Here is a 15,572-nt window from a genome sequence, read left to right on the forward strand (position 1 = left end):
CCAGGCCAGCACTGAAACCAATCGGCATGTCGATCGACCGTTCAGGCCTGTATTTTTTTTGCGCGTACTCAGCCGTCCGCAATTGTGGGCAGCCGTGAAACCGACGAACTCTCTCCGGCGGGCGATCGACAAATCAGTAAATTTTTGAGACACGATCTTACTAAGGCGATTATCGGCAGGCTCAAAATGATTCAGATGCTATCATGGCCCAATTTAACTGCCGTCCAGCAAGCCATGTATGGCCGAATACTAGATTTTTTGTTTGAAATCGCACAAACGAAGGCGCATTTGCGATTGCGCCGATGCAGCTCCCGTGATCTGCCTGCACCCGCTGCTCTGGCAAGATTTGAGGTCAATCCATGCCGCCCTTTTTCTCGTCAGAGCACGAAGCGCGGCCGTCCGCCGAACTGTTTGCCCGAGCATCGTCTCCAAGCATGTATCCGCTGGATAACGGGCAAGTTAACGTCAAGGCGGTCGGGGCAATTCGCGACATTTTGATCGAAGCCGGGATCGATCATCAATCTCTGTTCGAGAAAGTAGAAATCAGCAAGCAATCTCTAATTGTCAATGAGCCTATTCCATTGAAGCTGCTTGGCCGTCTGACAGTCCTTGCCGCCGATCAGATGCCATGCTCCCATCTCGGCCTGCTTGTCGGTCAGCGCACCACTCTCGCCTCGCTCGGTTATCTGGGGATGCTGATGCGACATTCGGAGATGGTCGGCGGTGCCTTGCACGCCTTGGAAGCCCATTACGGTCTCCTGAACCGTGGCGCGGTGATCGAGATGACGATCGACGGCCCTGTCGTTCTCGCGATCTACTCTCCCTACGAGCCCGATCTGGAGGGTATCGCGCTGCACTGCGAGAGATCTCTCGCGGCGCTGACCACCGTCATGCGCTCCTTGTGCGGCTCCGACTGGAGCCCGGATGAAGTGCTGCTGCCGCAGCTCCAGCCGCCGGATCCCGCGCCCTACACCGAGTTCTTCCGAGCGCCCGTCCGGTTTGGGCAGGAGATCGCGGCGCTCGCTTTTCCGTCACGCCTCCTGAGTCACCCCATCGACGGTGCGAGCCCGGCGGTCCGCAAACTCGCGCAGGAGCGCATCCAGCGGCTCGAAGCGGTCGCACCACCCGACGCCACCGACGAGGTGCGGCGCCGCCTGCGCACGGCAGCGGTCCCCAGGCAGCACAACAAGGACGATGTCGCGCGCAGGATGGTGATCCACGGGCGCACCCTGAGCCGCCGGTTGAAGTCCGAAGGCACGAGCTTCACGCTGATCGTCAACGAAGCGCGGTTCGCTCGTGCCAGGCAGTTGCTGACCGACACGAGCCTGAGCTTGACGGAGATCTCAGGCGCGTTGGAGTTCTCGGAGCAGGCCGCGTTCACGCACGCTTTCCGGCGCTGGACAGGCACCACGCCCAGCGCATGGCGGAAGGATCATCGGCCTCTGTGAACCCTCGCGAGTCGTCGTTCGCAGCGGCTTGTCGTTGAGCCCCTGTCGCGACGCCGAGATGGGGGTTGGCAGCAGCGATCCGGGACGCGACGTCCTCGTTCTGGCGCTGCGCTGCCGCGGGAGGGGCCGTCCACACCCTCAAGCCTTGCCGCAACCTCGCGGCGGATCGCATCCATCATGGTTTCGCGTCAGGTCCGCGGCTTTCTTGCGAAATCTGTCTCCCGCGATCAAGCCCGATCATGAGAATTGCCTCAGAAGGATCGTGACCTTCCGCTCAGTACGACAATGGTTGAGGGGTGAACATGATGTTCTCTCGTGCACAGCGCAAGGCGCGACTCTTCGCCAGGATCGGCCTGTTGGCGGTGAGCGGCCTTGCCTGCTCCGTCGCTGTGGCCCAGCCGCTCACGGTACGGGTCAACCCCCAGCTTGACCAGCGGGGCGTCCTCATGTCCGGCAACGAGCCCGGCACGATCGAGACCTTGTTCAATGCCGGTCCCCGCTACAACGAACCCAGTGGCGTTCGCATCGGGCGCGGCAGCCTGATTCCTCCTTGGCTCGAACTCGGCTCGTTCCAGAATGTCTCGGTCCCAGGTCTGAACCCGGTCGGCTACTACGGCTACTATATCTCCCCCGATGATCGTGCAGTCGTTGTGGATCTTGATTCTCGCAGGGTCGTGCGCGTCATCGTGCACTGATTGAGCACGGCTCACGTCTGGGCGGAGCCTGTGCGTCGTCCGGCGCTCGAGCGAAGCAGGACCGGTACGGCAAACATCACGACCGGCGTCGGCCGTCCCGATCGGGCCGCATCTCGTACGCCGCGGTCGCCTTCATTTGCCAGGGATCTCGTTTCGTACAGGAGGTCACCATGAAAGAGAGCATGATCGGCATGGCCGTTGCCCTCGTCCTCGCCGGAGTCCCGATGGCCTCGGCCAGGGAGGTGTCCACGACCGGGGCCATCGGTGAGCATGGGACGCTGAGCCAGACCAACTTCAAGATCCTGACCGATGCCCGGATCGGAGTGGTGAAGGCCGCCCTCCAGCTGACGCCCGAGCAGCAGCAATACTGGCCGGCCATCGAGGACGCGATCCGCGCCCGTGCCGACGGGCGCTACCGCCGGCTGTCCGGCTTGGCCGAACGGGTCAAGCAGCAGGGCGACGCCGACCCTCTCGCGCTGATCCGCACGCGCGCCGAGACCCTGGGCCAGCGCTCCGCCGAGCTCAGGCGGCTCGCGGATGCATGGCAACCGCTCTACCAGACCCTCAGTCCGGATCAGAAGACGCGGATGCGCTTTGTCGTCGCCAGGGTCATTGGCGGATTACGGGATGCCATCGACAATCGCCGCCAAGAGCTCTTCGACGACGAGGACGATGAAGGCTGATTGGAAGCCGACCCTGAACCGCCCCGGGTTGTTCGGAGGCTGCTTGGCTTGAGTCGGACGGCCGGAGCTTGGCCGTCGACTTGAGCATCGCCGCCCGCTTCGGTTTAGCGGATGAGCGAGGCTCGGCGAAGAAGTCGTCCGCGATGTACGTCGTCAACGACCAGAAGCCGTGACGGGCGACCGTTCGCCGGCGGGAAAGCGCATGTCGCTTATCGGGATGATCCCCCATTTTCGTGGTTCTCCGGCATTTCGATACGGGTGGAGACTTCCGCGCGGCTCCTGCGGTGAGGACCCGTCATGCTGACGTGGACGGCAGCATGCGGCACAGCTGCACTCCCCTTGAGGGATACCGCACATCGAACGATCAACCGCTCGACATTGCGCGCCGCGGCGGCATTTTCCGCATCATCGGGAAGCGATCTCCCGACGAGGCTCCGGCTGAAGCATCGCGTCCAATCTGCAATCTCTGCAAGGACGCGTCATGTCTGCGCCAAATTCCATTCCTGTCGAAAAGCTTGTCCGCCTGATCGGCACACCCGGCTGCCCGGTGCTGCTCGACGTGCGCACTGACGAGGATTTCGCGGCCGACCCCGGCCCGAACGACGTGTTCAGCCACATCACGGTGTTCTTCTCCAAAATGGCCATGGTGACGTTCGGCGGGGCCTATGCGGTGCTCGCCTACGTCGCCCAGCAGGCGGTGGAGCATCTTGGCTGGCTCCGGCCCCCGGCGAAAGGCTCGACGGCTGTCGATGGTTGCGCGCGCCGAGCCGCTCCTCGGCGGACCGGACCCGGAAACGGCCCTCCGCGATCGTCAGGATCCGGCCGGCCTCCGGGAGGTAGGTCCGGCGCGCCGTGCCCGACCGGGCTCGGCCCGTGGCCGGCCTCGCGCAGGATGCGGCCGAGGGCCTCCCCGTCGAGGACCTCGCGGTGAGGCAGCACGACGACGAACGCCGCGCCGGGCTGCGGCGGGAGCTGCCGCAGAAGGCGCATGAGCGAGGCCGTGTCGGCGGCCGAGGCGCACAGGGCACCGACGACGGGTCCGCCGTCATGGGACGGTGCTGCGCTGTCAGCGGAAGCTGCCATGGTCCTGCCCGATTGCGCCGTGCCGCCGGAAAATCCGGCCGGCGCATCCCGTCCCCCGTCTCCGCAACCGGTGCCGTCCCGCCCGCGGGACGACCGGGCGAGCGCCGTCAGGTCTCCTGCGCGCCCTCGTCGCCCGAGGGCTCGGGCGAGGGCCTCTTGAGGAGGACGGCCTTGCGGATCGTCTCGGCATAGCGGCGATACTCGGCGGCGCGCTCCTCGTAGATCGCGGCGACCGTCATGCGCCCGGCCTCGAGCCCGTCCCGCGCCATGCGCCGGACGAGTTCCGCCCGCTCCTCGATGATGCGCAGGGCCACCCGCATCGCCTCGTCGACGGCGCCCTCCTGCTCCTTGGCCACGGCCTCGGCGGAGAAGGCGTGGCCGACCTGGCAGCGGAACCGCAGAGGCTTGGCGTCCCGCACCTGCGAGAGGACGCCGCTGCAATGCGGGCAGGTCAAGGCCGCGGGATCGGCGATGCGGCGCAGCACGTCGCTGTCGATGCGCTCGCCTGCCGCGACGTCGATCTCGAGGCGCAGTTCGGGGGAGACCGGCAGGCGCGGCCCGGCGGGACCGCGCACCAGATCCGACAGGACGTCGCCGATCCGCGCCGCCGACAGGGTGAGGTCGACCTCCAGGGCCTCCAGGGCGCTGCGCGGCATCTCGTCGGCCAGGGCGTCGGCGGGGTCCTGCACCAGCGTGAGCCCGCCGCAGCTCTTGATCGCCTCAAGGCCCGAGGCGCCGTCGTTCAGGAGCCCGCTCAGCAGGATCCCGATGACCCGGGGGCCGAAGGCCGCGGCCGCCGAGCGGAACAGCGGATCGATGGAGGGCCGGGCCATGTTCTCGCGCGGGCCGCGCCCGAGCCGGATCCCGGTCTCCGTCAGGATCAGGTGGTGGTCCGGCACGCCGAGCGTGATGGTGCCGGGCCGGATCGCCATGCCGTCGGCCGCTGCCCGGACCGGCAATCGGCTCGCCGCGGCGGTCACGGTCGCGAGCAGGCCGAGGCTGCGGGCGGGGATGTGCAGCACGATGAACAGGGCCGCCGGAAGATCCGCCGGCAGGGCGCCGAGGATGGTCCGCAGCGGGACGGTCGCCCCCGACGAGCCGCCGATCACGACGATGTCACGATTGCGCATGCCCGAACCCTCCGATGCATCGCAGGGCCAACGCCCGAAAGGTTCACAGGGTGCGCGGACCACCCTGCCATCGTGTCGATCGCTCGCCCGTCGAAACGCCTCTCACGGATTTCGTAGACAAAAATTATCGGCCTGACGCTGTCATAAGCTGGTCTTGTCGACGACAGCTGCTCGGTTACGAAACAATATTGCATAATTTTTTGACTAATAACTAAAAATATTTTTCCCGCAGCTAGAAATAAGAATTATGATATTTTGATCGAAATTTTGCTATCTTTTCAAAGATCGTAAAACCAATGATTGTCATGTGCCCGTGTCGCAATTCAATGAGTCTCTGATGCCGCAGAGCTTGGAATGTTCGGTCGATATGTGCGTGTGACAAGCCCGGCGGATCGGCGAGGGTGTGCTGGGCACGCGTCAGGTTATCCCGGTTCTCGCCTGCTCGCTCGGCCGCCTGCCGTCGTCCCAACACCTCGCAGAGCCGACGAGCCCGCCATTCGCCCGTGGAGCGGCCGCCGACGGTCGATGGCTCCTCGCAGGCCGTCGCCGCCTCGGGCGATGCGCGCATGCGCGATCCCCGCGCGATGATCGGGTGGTGATCGCCCCGAGGCGAAACATCGGCGGACGGCCTGCCTGCGAAGGCCGGGTGTGGTCGTGCCGCTGACGATGCGACAGCGCTGTTCGGTTCGGTATCGCTCTCGGCCAGGTCCAGCGCATCGGCGTCGAAACCCGCTTGGGCGGGGGAGCCAACTACCTCGACTTCGTCCCGGATGACGTCAAAGGTCGATCCCCGCGTGGGCGGGGGAGCCCAAAGTAAGGCGGCTGGCCCCCGCAAGCCTTGGGGTCGATCCCCGCGTGGGCGGGGGAGCCAACGGGTCGAAGATCGCCGTAGCGCACGGCGCGGGTCGATCCCCGCGTGGGCGGGGGAGCCGCGCTCAGCTTGCCGCCCATGCCGAGCGGCAGGGGTCGATCCCCGCGTGGGCGGGGGAGCCTGAACTTCGCATGGGTCGACAGCCGGAACGTGGGGTCGATCCCCGCGTGGGCGGGGGAGCCCCTGCCGCTCAAGTCGCTGGTATCATTCACGATGTCGAAGAACGCCCCTCACCGGCGGACGAGCAAGGCGCCGTCGAGGTCCGCGAGGGTGCGGGGCGGGAGACCGAGGGTGCGCAGGCCGAGGCGGCCCGGCGCGGCGTCGTCCTTCCACAGGAGAACGATCGAGCCGCCGGGCATCTCGGTCCACCACTCCGACAGCACGGTCCAGACCCGCTCGCGCACGCCCCGGGACAGCTCGGCGCCGACGAAGACGCCGGGGGCGGCCTCCGGCATCACCGAGGACAGGAAGCCGCGGAAGCGGTCGGCGACGTCCCGGGTCACCACCACGGTCATCGGCATGGCACGAAGACCCTCGGGAGGCATGAGGCGGACCGGCCCGTCACGTGGTCTCCTCCTCGAACAGGGTCTTGATGCGGTCGATCATCGCCGGGATGACGCCGTCGCGCCGCAGCCGCTCGGCGACGGTCCGGCGCGCCAGGCGCTCGATCGGGTCGGTGGGGCGCTTCTCCTGCGCCTTCGCGGCCTTGAAGGCGCAGGGGACGGTGATCGTGTCGCGGAAGAGGTCGGCGACGTCGAGCACGAAGCTCTGGCCCGAATCCTCGTGGATGAAGCCGAGCTGGGGGATGGTCGCGGTCGCCGCGACGGCGATCGCGGCGGCGCCCTCCACCGCCGAGGCGGCGTGGTTGAGCGCCTGGTTGGGGATGTCGGCGGCGTTCGGGTTCTGGCGGTCGTAGCGGCGGCCCTGCCAGCGGATGCCGTGGCGCTCCGCCGCCTGCCGGTAGATCTCCTTGACCCGCGCACCCTCGATGCCGCGCAGGACCGCGATGTCGCGATGCGGCAGCACCTCGCCGAGGCGCAGGGCGTACATCCGGCGCGCCACCTTCATGCGGCCGCCCTTCGGGTCCGCCCAGGCCGTCGCCTGCCGGCGCGCCAGGGCGGAGGTGTCGGGCAGGAGCGGCTGGGCGGTGTAGAAGCGCACGCCCCCCTCCCCGATCGCGGCGAGGCCGGTATTGTGGCGCGCCAGGATGCGGAGCGCATCGTGGCTCACGGTCGAGCCCGGCCCGAGCAGCACCATCGACAGCGCCTGGTGCGGGATGCGGTAGTCGCCGGCTTCCACCGTCTCGCTGCCCGCCGCGACGAAGCGCAGGCAGCCATCCTCCACCGTCAGGGCGCCGCGGTCGAGCCAGACGAGGCCGTGGCGGTCGGAATGGGGCTGGCGCGCGGTCTCGAGCCCGAGGCGTCCCTTCAGCATGGCCCTATCCCGGCGGCCTGAGCAGCAGCATGCCGAACCCGAAGGCGCGGTGGCGGCCGACGCCCCGGGCGAGGAGCGCCGCGAAGGCCTCCGGGTCCCGCACCGCCAGCACCCCGGTCACGGTCGCGTCCGGGTGGCCGGCGGCGCCCTTCATCGTCGGGCTCGAGGACGGGATCTGGCGAAGCTCCCGGTCGCGGCCCCGGCGCAAGCCCCGGCCGAGGCGGAAGGCGTCGAGGCTCGCCATCTCCAGTTCGGCCCCGCCGGCCGCGAGGTGCCGGGCGAGCCAATCGCGGTAGACCTCGCCGCGGCTGAACGGGGCCGGCTGCCCCTCATAGGGATCGAGGGCCGCCAGGTAGGCGTCCTGCTCGCGGGTGCGCGCCCGGTCGCCGTCGCGGTCGCGGCGGACCGTCGGGCGGATGCGGGTGCGGAAGCCGAGCCGCGTGCCCGCGGAGAAGCGCGCCGGCATCGCCTTGGCGGCGAGCCCGTCGAGGTCGAGCGCTTCGGCGACCTCGGGGTCGGCGAAGGCGGCGGCGTGATCCCGCAGGCCCGCCACGTCCCCGGTCGTGTAGCCGAGGAGCTGCGGCGCCGGGTCGGCCCCCGGCCGCGCGTGCCGGCGCGGGGGGTCGAGCAGCACGAAGGGCTTGGGGGCCTGCGCGCCGAAGGCGGCGGCGAGGATCGCGTGGAGCGCGTAGCCGAGATCGTCCGGCCCCTGGGCGGCGACCACGTGGCGGCGGTGGGCCCAGCGCAGGAGCGGCCCGAGAGCCGGGCGCATCTGGATCAGGGTCAGCGTCATGCCGGCCTCTCCGCCAATCCCTTGGCCAATCCCTTGGCCGATCCCTTGGCCGATCCCTTGGCCGATCCCTTGGCCGATCCCTTGGCCGCCCCCCTCTTGGCCGGTTCCTCCGGCCGCGCCAGCGTCCGCACCCGCACGAGGCGATGGCCGCCATGGACGCCCGAGCGCCAGTTGCGCGCGTCGGTCACCGGGCGGACCTCGTCGCGCGGCGCCGCCGGCTCGGACTCGGGCAGCATCACCCGCAGGGTCCGGTCGCTGTCCTCCGCCGGCGGCAGGAGGCTGAGCGCCGCCAGGAGGTCGTCGGCCTCGACGATCCGGTGGCCCGTGTCCTCCGGCTCGAGAAGCGGCCGCGACGGCAGGCAGGGCTTGCGGCCGAGGAAGAGCGGCCGGGCGGGCCGGAGCAATGCGTCCCGGAGATCCTCGAGGGTCGGCGGCGCCTCGGCCGGCGCCAGCCGCAGCGCGACGGCGCAGGAGAGGTCGCCGTCGTAGTCGCGGCGGCGCAGATGCGGCCCGGCATAGCTGCCCGCCCCGCCGGCGCGGCCCTCGGGCCTGCCGCGGGTGGTCCAGCCGCGGTCGTCCTTGCCGAGCTGCGCGGTCTGGAAGTCGGTGATGCGCGTCCCGGCCCGGTCGATCCGCGCCGCGTAGACGAGCCGGTCCTGGAGGGCCTGGAGCCGGTCCGTCTCGCCGCGGCGAGTGCCCAGGGCGTTGGCGAGCAGGCCCGTCAGCAGCGAGGCGCCGGGAAACTCCGCCAGCACCCCGCGGGCATCCACCACCTCGCCCCCGAAGGCGACGAGCGGCGCTTCGAGCCGCAGGAGGAGGAAGCGCGGCATCAGGCGGCCCCCTGCCCGGCCCGCACCGTCCCGGCGGCCCAGGCGGCAAGGCCGTCGAGGGTCGTCGGCTCGCCGAAGCCGGGCGCGTCCGCCTCGACGGTCGAGAGATGCGCGCGCTCTTCTCCCTTCCCATAGGCGTTGTCGAGCCGGCCGAGGCAAGCGGCCATGGTGGTGACGGCCTCGGCCGCCAGGTCGCCGTCGCGGCGCAGCGGCACCGCCTTGCGGAAGGCGCCGGCGAGCGTGCGCGGCTGGCGCGATCCGGCCTCGACCAGCATCAGGTCGGCATAGGCGTAAGGAGCGGTCGAGCCCTTCTTGGCGCCGGGCGAGACGGTGGCGATCAGGTGGACGAGATGCTCGACGACGCGGGCCGCGAGGTCCCGGTCGCCCGCGAGGTTCGCGACGAGGAGCGGCACGTCGACCACGACGTAGCCGTAATAGAGGCCGGAGGTCAGCTCGGTGTCGAAGATGCCGCCGGAGCCGACCTCGCCCGCCGCCACCCGCAGGTCGTCGACGACGGTGAAGTAGTCGCTCTCGCTCTCCTGCGCGTGGACCGTGAAGGCGTGCGCGACGTGGATCGCCGCATCGGTGTTGGCGTCGGGGTCCGAGGTGACCATCCGGCCGAACAGGGCCGCCTCGAGCCCGGCCGCGAGGGTGCCGGCGGTGGCGAGCAAAGCGGCGAGGTTCGCCTTGCCGGTGCCCTTGGCGAGCCGCGCATCGACCTCGGCCTCGGCCGTCTTGGCGTCGGTGGCGGCGGAGGCGGCCTCCGCCCCGATCCGCGTCAGGTAGTCGATCTCGGGATCGCCGAGGAGCAGGGCCTGCCGGTCGGCGATCTTGGCGCTGTTCTTGCCGTAGAGGTGCTTGACCAGGGCGGCGGCGACCGCCTCGACGATGGCGGGCGCCGCCGTGAGCGTCGGCTGGATGCGCCGCTCGACGATCTCGCGCGAGCGCACGCCCATCGGGGCGCCGATCCCCTTCAGCGCCCAGGCATCCTCGGCGAGGCGCCAATGCCGCTTCAGGCTCTGCGACGAGATGCGGGTGCGCACCGTGCCGCCATAGGGCAGCCTTTTGGCGAGGCCGGCATCGTCCCGGTTCAGCAGCACGGCCGGGTAGGAGGCGAGGCTGTGGATCTGCAGGAAGCGGGTCACGCGGCGGCTCCGGGAGAGGCGGGGGATTGAGTGGATTTCGGTTTGGTGGCGTCGGATTCGGCCCGGTAGTAGCCGCGGGCGATGCGGTGGCGGGCCGATCGGGCCCGGTCGTCGTCGAGGTGCCGGGCCGAGGCGACGAGATCGAGGACGGCGAGGACCGGCAGGCGCTCGCCCTTGGCGACGAGGAACCGCACGGCGCGGGGCAGCGCGACCCGCAGCTCGTCCTCGGTGGCGTCGAGCAGGGCGGCGAAGCGGCGCTCGCTCAAGCCCGCCTTGAACAGCGCTTCGCCGAACCGCTTGCGAGCGTGGCGCGACCGCTCGGCCCAGAATTGCTCCTGCGCCTCGGCCTCCGCCGGCTCGTCCTCGCGGCGCGGGACGGACAGGTGGTCGGGCGCGGCGAGCGCCGCCGCGTGGAGGACGAGGGCCCAGGCCGCAAAGCCGGTCTGCCCCACCTCCTGCTCCGTGGCGTGCCGGGCGAGGAGCCGATGAAGCGTCGGCTCGGCGAGCGCCCCGTTCGGGTCGAGCCGCCGCAGATCGGCGAGCGGGCCGGCGCCGAAGCTGTCGACATGCCTCATCGGGGCCACGATCCGGGCGGCGATCTCAGCGGGGCGCCGGGGCGGCGCGTCGCCGCCGGCGGGATCAGGCTGCGTCGTCACGCTTGGTCTCCGCGAAGAAGGGGAACAGGCCGGTCTTCGGGTTGCGCGTGCCGGTCCAGAACAGCGTTTCGGCCCGGGTCAGCGCGCGCCAGCGCCGCCCGACCGCCTTCGACAGGCCGGCATCCGCCTCGGCGACGAGGGGCCAGGCCACCTTGGTCACGAGGCGGTGCGCCCATTCCTTGCGGACGGCGCCGGGGTCGATATCCGGCTCGAACTCGGCCCACAGGTCGTCGAAGAACGTGGCGTCCACCGCGCGGTCGAACCGGGCGAGGAGGTCCCGCGCGCGGGCATTCGCGCCCTTGTCCTGGTAGTCGACCTGGTCCGGCCCGTTCTCGAACAGGGCGAGCAGGGCGGGCTTCAGGACGCGGTTCTGGATCTCGCCGGCGAGCGCGACCCGCTCGGTCGCGGCCAGGGCCAGATCGTCGGTGACGCGGGTGCGCATCTTCCCGTGCACGGTCCTGGTGACCGGCACCCTGCGCTCGTGCAGGCCTTCGGTCTTGCCCTGCCCGCGGGTCAGCGCCCGCGCCAGGATGACGAGGCCCTCCTCCGCGTCGGTGGACAACGTCCTCGCGAGGACCGGCAGCGCGTGGCCGTCCTTCTGGAAGAGGAGCCGCACCATGCGCCGGTAATGAAAGCCCCCGGCATCGACGGTGAGGACCTTGACCTCGTCCTTCTCGGTCACCGTCGGCGCCCAGGGATCGCCGGTCACCCCGCCCGGAATCGGGACGATCCGCGGCACCTTCGAGCCCCCGGCCCGCGCGGCGATCCGGCCGCCCTCCTCCACCAGCCGGACCCGCCGGCAGACCTCGATGTAGAGCGGATCGAGCTCGTCGGGCCGCAGGGAGGTCGCCCCGTCCCACGGGCGCAGCCAGACGAGGCCGAGCCCCCCCTCAGCCGCGTAGACGGACGAGACCGCGTCGGTCCTGCGGCGCGCCACCAGGGCCTCGACGTCGCGGCGGACCGGCGACACCGTCCCGGGCTTCGGCTCGATGCTGAGCGCCGGCCGGTTGGCGAAGCCGCCATTCATGCGGCTGATGCCGTAATTCCCTGCGCCGAGGAACCCCTCGGTGGTCTGCAGGGTCACGAGGGCGAACAGCCAGTCGTCCGGCTCTGCCGCCATCATCACCTCGCTCTTGAGGTCGTGGTTCTTCGAGGTGACCAGCATGTCGAGGGCGTCCGGGGTCGGGACGACGCTCTTCAGGTCCTTCAGCCCGCCGGGAATCGGCGGTTGCAGCAGCGCCGGCCGGTCCGGCGGCGCGACGAGGCACCAGGGCGCGTCGTCGGGATGATCGGGAGTGAGCGCGCGCAGCAGGTCGCGCCAGGGCGCCTCGTCCTCCGGCATCGCGTCGCGGCCTGCGCGGATCAGCGCGAGGGTGGCGAGCTGGACCAGGAAGGCGTGCCAGGCATGGCGCTGGTGTGGGCGAAGAGCTGGGAAAGAGGCGATCTCGTTCCGGGCGAGGGCGGTGAGGGTGCCGGGCAGCGACATCGCGCGCAGGGCGCCGTCCTGGGTACGGACGCGGATCGCCGCGTCGGTGAGTGCATTGCAGTCCATCGGCCACCCTCCCCGAGGCCGAGAGTGCTGGCCTGCCGCGATACCGTCAAGACAAAAATGACCCCAAACCCCGAACCTCATTGTTCAAAAATATCCGGGCTTGTCTCCCGCGGTGTCACCCGGCAGGTAAGGAGTCCCGCCCGCGCGGGGATCGACCCAATGACGTTCGCGGGATGAGCGCGGCTTCAACGGTTTTCCCCGCCGACGCGGGGCTCTCATACGATGTCTGGGTGATCTGTTCTGATTTTCGGTCAAGCGCGGGATCCCCTCTCCCGGATGGGAGGGGGTTAGGGGTGAGGGTGGAGACGGTGCCGCAGTAAACCTGAACCGTTCCGCTGCCAACACGACGCTCTCAACTTTACACGGAGCCGTCGCCACCCTCACCCCCGGCCCCTCTCCCATCCGGGAGAGAGACGTGCCTTATCTTTATTCGAATGAATTCAGCGGACGCGGTATCACTCGATACGCCTCAGCCCGAAGCCATCATACGTGAAGACGATCGGGCCGAGGCGGAACGTGAAGCCGTCGTCGTCACCTAGAGTTTCTACAATCTCCGGCTGAACGTCAACGAGAATATTCTCGGCCATATGGTGCGGCATCTTCAGCGACGGCACCGGCCGGCCGAAGGGGCCGACCGGCAGCGGCCGCGCCTCCGACCGGAAGTCGACATGCCGGTCGGCGCCGCCGAGGCGGGTGGCGATGACCTCGTCGGGCTCGACCCGGAATTCCGGAAAGGGCCGGTCGAAACGCAGCAGGGCGTTCTCCGCCGCGCCGAGGTCGGCGAAGTAGCGGCCGGCGAGCCGGTCAAAATGCGGTCGCCAGGCCGGGTCGGCACCCGACAGCTCCGCCTCGACTGCGGCGAGCGCCTCGGGATGGGTCGCGGCCTCGACGAGGCGGCGGTTCATCGCCGGGATGGTCCAGACCGGCTCGGCCTCGACGAGCCGCCGGGTCAGTTCGAGGAGGCGCAAATCCTCGTAGACGCCGCCCTTGTCGCCGGCGCCGAGCCCGTAGGCGCGCAGGTCCGCCCGGAACAGCTCGCGCGCTTCGGGGACGAGCACGACCGCGCGGGGCGTGGCGACGCCCGCCGGGCGGGTCCGGCCGGCATGGCGGTGGAGCCGGCCGATCCGTTGCAGCAGCACGTCGACCGGGCAGAGGTCGGTGACGAGCAGGTCGGCGTCGAGGTCGAGGGATTGCTCCAGGGTCTGGGTGCCGATCACGACCCGGCCGCCCTCCTGGCGCTCGCGCCCGATGGCGGCCTCGACACCTGCGTCGAGGATGCGCCGGTCCGGCTCGGCGAAGCGGGAATGGTGCAGCGTCGCGATCCCCCGGCCATCCGCGTGCGGCACCCGGAACAGCAAAGCCGCGTCCGATGCCGTCGCTTGCGCCTCCAGCGCCTCCTGGACCCGCAACGCCTGCCCGACCGTGTTGCGGACGACCAGCACCTTGGCCCCGGCGCGGGCCGCCGCAAGGGCGGCGGCCGCGATCGCGCCGGGATCGGCCAGGATCGGGCGGGCCTCCATTCGGACGGCCTTGTCGTCGCCGGCCCGGCCGAGCGGCTGGCGGCGCTCGATTCCGTCCACGCACCAGCTCAGGGCCGGATAGGGCACGGCCTCCGCCTCCTCCCGCACCGGCACCGTCGCGGCCCCGAGCAGGCGGGCGCGGGCGCCGGCGCCGAGGGTCGCCGACAGGAGCAGGGCGTGGCCGCCCGCCCCGGGGTGGAAGCGCAGGAGGTTCGCGAGCAGGCGCTCCATATAGGCGTCCGAGGCGTGGACCTCGTCGATCACCAGGAGCTTGGTGAGGAGCGAGGCGGCGCGCAGATGCGCGTGCTTCACCCGCACCGCGCCGAGCAGCGCCTGGTCGATCGTGCCGACGGCGATCGGGGCGGCGAGAGACCGCTTCGGATGCTCGGCGGCCCAGCGGGCGGCCCGGTCGCCGTCGTCGCTCCACTGGACGGCGAAGTCCGGCAGGCGCGCGCCCTCCGCCTCGTCGACCCGCATCTGCCCGGGCACGGCGAGGACCACCGCGGGCCGCGCCTGCGGCGGGAAGACGTTGTCCCGGAAGCGCTTGACCCGCTCGAAGATCTGGGTCGCGGCCACCCGCGTCGGCAGCGCGAAATAGAGGCCGTCGACGGCGCCGGCGCGATAGAGTTCGGCGAAGCGCCACAGGGCGGCCTCGGTCTTGCCGGAGCCGGTCTCGGCCTCCAGCACCAGCAGCGGCGCCGGATGCCGCGCCGTCTCGGCCTGGATCGGCCGCGGCGCGAAGGGCGGCCGGCCCGCCTGCGCGAAGGCCGCCGCGAAGCCGGCGCCGACCTGGCGGGCGGCCTCCCGCGCGGGTCGCGCGTCGATCCCGGTCGCCGGCAGGAGGGCGGCCATGCGCGCCCGCGCGAAGGCCATCCTGTCCGCGGGGGCGCCGTCGTCGAAGGGGAAGAAATCCGGCGCGGGGTTCGAGCCGAGCCAGTCGGCCAGCATCAGGAGTCCCGCGAAGGCATGCGCGAAGGCCGGGTGGGCGGGCAAAAGGCGCGCGTCGGCCAGCGCCTCCCCGAACCAGGCGTCGAAGGCCGCCTGCATCGGCGCGAGCCCGGCCACGGGATCGCCGGGTCCGTCCCGCCACTGCGCCGCGGCGTCCCTGATGTCGGCCTGGTGTCCCTCGGGTCCCAGCGCCCAGGGCCGGCCATGATGGGCGAAGACCGCATGGAACAGGCCTTCATCCGGCAGCCACGCCTCGCCCGGGCGAGCCCGAGCCTCTTGTCCAGGCGGTCGTACACCGCGCCCGCGCCGCGGCGGCCGGAGAACACCCAGGCGAGCTCGTCGATATGGCCGATGCGCGGCGCCTCGGCACTCGACCGGGCCTGGAAGCCGCGATTGGCCTTGCCGATGTCGTGCAGGAAGGCGAGCGCCGGGAGCTTGGCCCAGAGTCCCGTCGCGGCCGCCTCGTCGACCCGTCCGAGCCGTCGCAGGCGCACGCCGACCGCCGGCAGGGCGAGCAGGGCCGCCAGCGTGGCGCTCACATCGGCGGAATGCCCGACCAGCGAATGCCACCGGCCGGCGGCGTCACGCTTCGCCCAGAGACCATCCTGCGACGATGCCGACACCGGACGCCTCCCGCGCTGCTTGCGCAATCATAGTCGTCTCATATTCAATCGATCAATCAGTAAGTTCGGCTTTCTTCCATGTCTGGCATCGGATATGGCGACCGGTGTCATCGGAATGCCTTGCGTCAAGCTCTGTTGGCGAAGCGGGTGCATCGCAGATC

Annotated in this window: 13 protein-coding genes, 2 pseudogenes and 1 CRISPR repeat array; of the genes and pseudogenes, 4 read left to right on the forward strand and 11 right to left on the reverse strand. The window is 70.4% G+C overall.

What is annotated here, in order from left to right; translation table 11 throughout:
• Nucleotides 1-359 precede the first annotated feature (359 nt).
• The 4 genes and pseudogenes from DA075_RS08015 to DA075_RS38500 form a co-directional block, all read left to right on the forward strand.
• Nucleotides 360-1,448, forward strand: a complete 1,089-nt coding sequence (locus tag DA075_RS08015; RefSeq protein WP_244936536.1) for an AraC family transcriptional regulator — start codon at nt 360-362, stop codon at nt 1,446-1,448.
• Between the two features lie 296 nt (nt 1,449-1,744).
• Nucleotides 1,745-2,143: a hypothetical protein gene (locus DA075_RS08020; RefSeq protein WP_123834204.1), complete on the forward strand. Its 399-nt coding sequence runs from the start codon at nt 1,745-1,747 to the stop codon at nt 2,141-2,143.
• A 170-nt stretch (nt 2,144-2,313) separates the two neighbouring features.
• The gene (locus tag DA075_RS08025) at nt 2,314-2,826 is read left to right on the forward strand and encodes a Spy/CpxP family protein refolding chaperone (RefSeq protein ID WP_099952755.1); all 513 of its coding nucleotides are present in this window, start codon (nt 2,314-2,316) and stop codon (nt 2,824-2,826) included.
• Between the two features lie 592 nt (nt 2,827-3,418).
• Nucleotides 3,419-3,570, forward strand: a pseudogene (locus DA075_RS38500) (chromate transporter); the annotation flags it as partial.
• Between the two features lie 446 nt (nt 3,571-4,016).
• On the opposite strand, the gene DA075_RS08040 reads toward DA075_RS38500, so the two are convergent.
• From DA075_RS08040 to DA075_RS38100, 11 genes and pseudogenes are all read right to left on the reverse strand, one after another.
• Nucleotides 4,017-5,039, reverse strand: a complete 1,023-nt coding sequence (locus tag DA075_RS08040) for a chemotaxis protein CheB (RefSeq protein ID WP_099952756.1) — start codon at nt 5,037-5,039, stop codon at nt 4,017-4,019.
• A 232-nt stretch (nt 5,040-5,271) separates the two neighbouring features.
• A complete protein-coding gene (locus DA075_RS35840; protein WP_123834206.1) occupies nt 5,272-5,607 on the reverse strand; it encodes a cyclic nucleotide-binding domain-containing protein in 336 nt (111 codons plus the stop codon).
• A gap of 151 nt (nt 5,608-5,758) precedes the next feature.
• Nucleotides 5,759-6,092: a CRISPR direct-repeat array (repeat unit 29 nt; unit sequence GGGTCGATCCCCGCGTGGGCGGGGGAGCC).
• Between the two features lie 48 nt (nt 6,093-6,140).
• Nucleotides 6,141-6,431, reverse strand: coding sequence for a type I-E CRISPR-associated endoribonuclease Cas2e (cas2e, locus tag DA075_RS08045; RefSeq protein ID WP_099952757.1), 291 nt, complete (start codon nt 6,429-6,431; stop codon nt 6,141-6,143).
• 40 nt (nt 6,432-6,471) lie between these two features.
• The gene (cas1e, locus tag DA075_RS08050) at nt 6,472-7,344 is read right to left on the reverse strand and encodes a type I-E CRISPR-associated endonuclease Cas1e (protein WP_099952758.1); all 873 of its coding nucleotides are present in this window, start codon (nt 7,342-7,344) and stop codon (nt 6,472-6,474) included.
• A 4-nt stretch (nt 7,345-7,348) separates the two neighbouring features.
• Entirely contained in the window at nt 7,349-8,137 is a 789-nt protein-coding gene (locus DA075_RS08055) for a type I-E CRISPR-associated protein Cas6/Cse3/CasE (protein WP_099952759.1), read from the reverse strand.
• On the reverse strand, nt 8,134-8,967 hold the full coding sequence (cas5e, locus tag DA075_RS08060) for a type I-E CRISPR-associated protein Cas5/CasD (RefSeq protein ID WP_099952760.1): 834 nt from the start codon (nt 8,965-8,967) through the stop codon (nt 8,134-8,136). The genes DA075_RS08055 and cas5e overlap by 4 nt, the downstream gene beginning before the upstream one ends.
• Nucleotides 8,967-10,112, reverse strand: a complete 1,146-nt coding sequence (gene cas7e, locus DA075_RS08065) for a type I-E CRISPR-associated protein Cas7/Cse4/CasC (RefSeq protein ID WP_099952761.1) — start codon at nt 10,110-10,112, stop codon at nt 8,967-8,969. The genes cas5e and cas7e overlap by 1 nt, the downstream gene beginning before the upstream one ends.
• Nucleotides 10,109-10,768 carry a type I-E CRISPR-associated protein Cse2/CasB gene (locus DA075_RS08070; RefSeq protein WP_099952762.1) on the reverse strand — a complete coding sequence of 220 codons (660 nt, stop codon included), beginning with the start codon at nt 10,766-10,768 and terminating at the stop codon, nt 10,109-10,111. Before DA075_RS08070 ends, cas7e begins: the two co-directional genes overlap by 4 nt.
• Entirely contained in the window at nt 10,752-12,320 is a 1,569-nt protein-coding gene (gene casA, locus DA075_RS08075; RefSeq protein ID WP_164712258.1) for a type I-E CRISPR-associated protein Cse1/CasA, read from the reverse strand. The genes DA075_RS08070 and casA overlap by 17 nt, the downstream gene beginning before the upstream one ends.
• A gap of 455 nt (nt 12,321-12,775) precedes the next feature.
• Nucleotides 12,776-15,232 (reverse strand): CRISPR-associated helicase Cas3', encoded by a 2,457-nt coding sequence (gene cas3, locus DA075_RS08080; protein ID WP_276330934.1) that lies wholly within the window; start codon nt 15,230-15,232, stop codon nt 12,776-12,778.
• Nucleotides 15,151-15,411, reverse strand: a pseudogene (locus DA075_RS38100) (HD domain-containing protein); the annotation flags it as partial. The pseudogene DA075_RS38100 and the gene cas3, both read right to left, overlap by 82 nt.
• Nucleotides 15,412-15,572: the final 161 nt, after the last annotated feature.

This window comes from Methylobacterium currus, assembly GCF_003058325.1.
Lineage (GTDB): Bacteria > Pseudomonadota > Alphaproteobacteria > Rhizobiales > Beijerinckiaceae > Methylobacterium > Methylobacterium currus.

Excerpts from the sequence above, each read along its gene's own strand:
- DA075_RS08055 (WP_099952759.1), bottom strand. The coding sequence starts at position 8,137 with ATGACGCTGACCCTGATCCAGATGCGCCCGGCTCTCGGGCCGCTCCTG.
- DA075_RS35840 (WP_123834206.1), bottom strand. The coding sequence starts at position 5,607 with ATGCGCGCATCGCCCGAGGCGGCGACGGCCTGCGAGGAGCCATCGACC.
- cas2e (WP_099952757.1), bottom strand. The coding sequence starts at position 6,431 with ATGCCGATGACCGTGGTGGTGACCCGGGACGTCGCCGACCGCTTCCGC.
- DA075_RS08025 (WP_099952755.1), top strand. The coding sequence starts at position 2,314 with ATGAAAGAGAGCATGATCGGCATGGCCGTTGCCCTCGTCCTCGCCGGA.
- DA075_RS08015 (WP_244936536.1), top strand. The coding sequence starts at position 360 with ATGCCGCCCTTTTTCTCGTCAGAGCACGAAGCGCGGCCGTCCGCCGAA.
- cas1e (WP_099952758.1), bottom strand. The coding sequence starts at position 7,344 with ATGCTGAAGGGACGCCTCGGGCTCGAGACCGCGCGCCAGCCCCATTCC.
- casA (WP_164712258.1), bottom strand. The coding sequence starts at position 12,320 with ATGGACTGCAATGCACTCACCGACGCGGCGATCCGCGTCCGTACCCAG.
- DA075_RS08040 (WP_099952756.1), bottom strand. The coding sequence starts at position 5,039 with ATGCGCAATCGTGACATCGTCGTGATCGGCGGCTCGTCGGGGGCGACC.
- cas5e (WP_099952760.1), bottom strand. The coding sequence starts at position 8,967 with ATGCCGCGCTTCCTCCTCCTGCGGCTCGAAGCGCCGCTCGTCGCCTTC.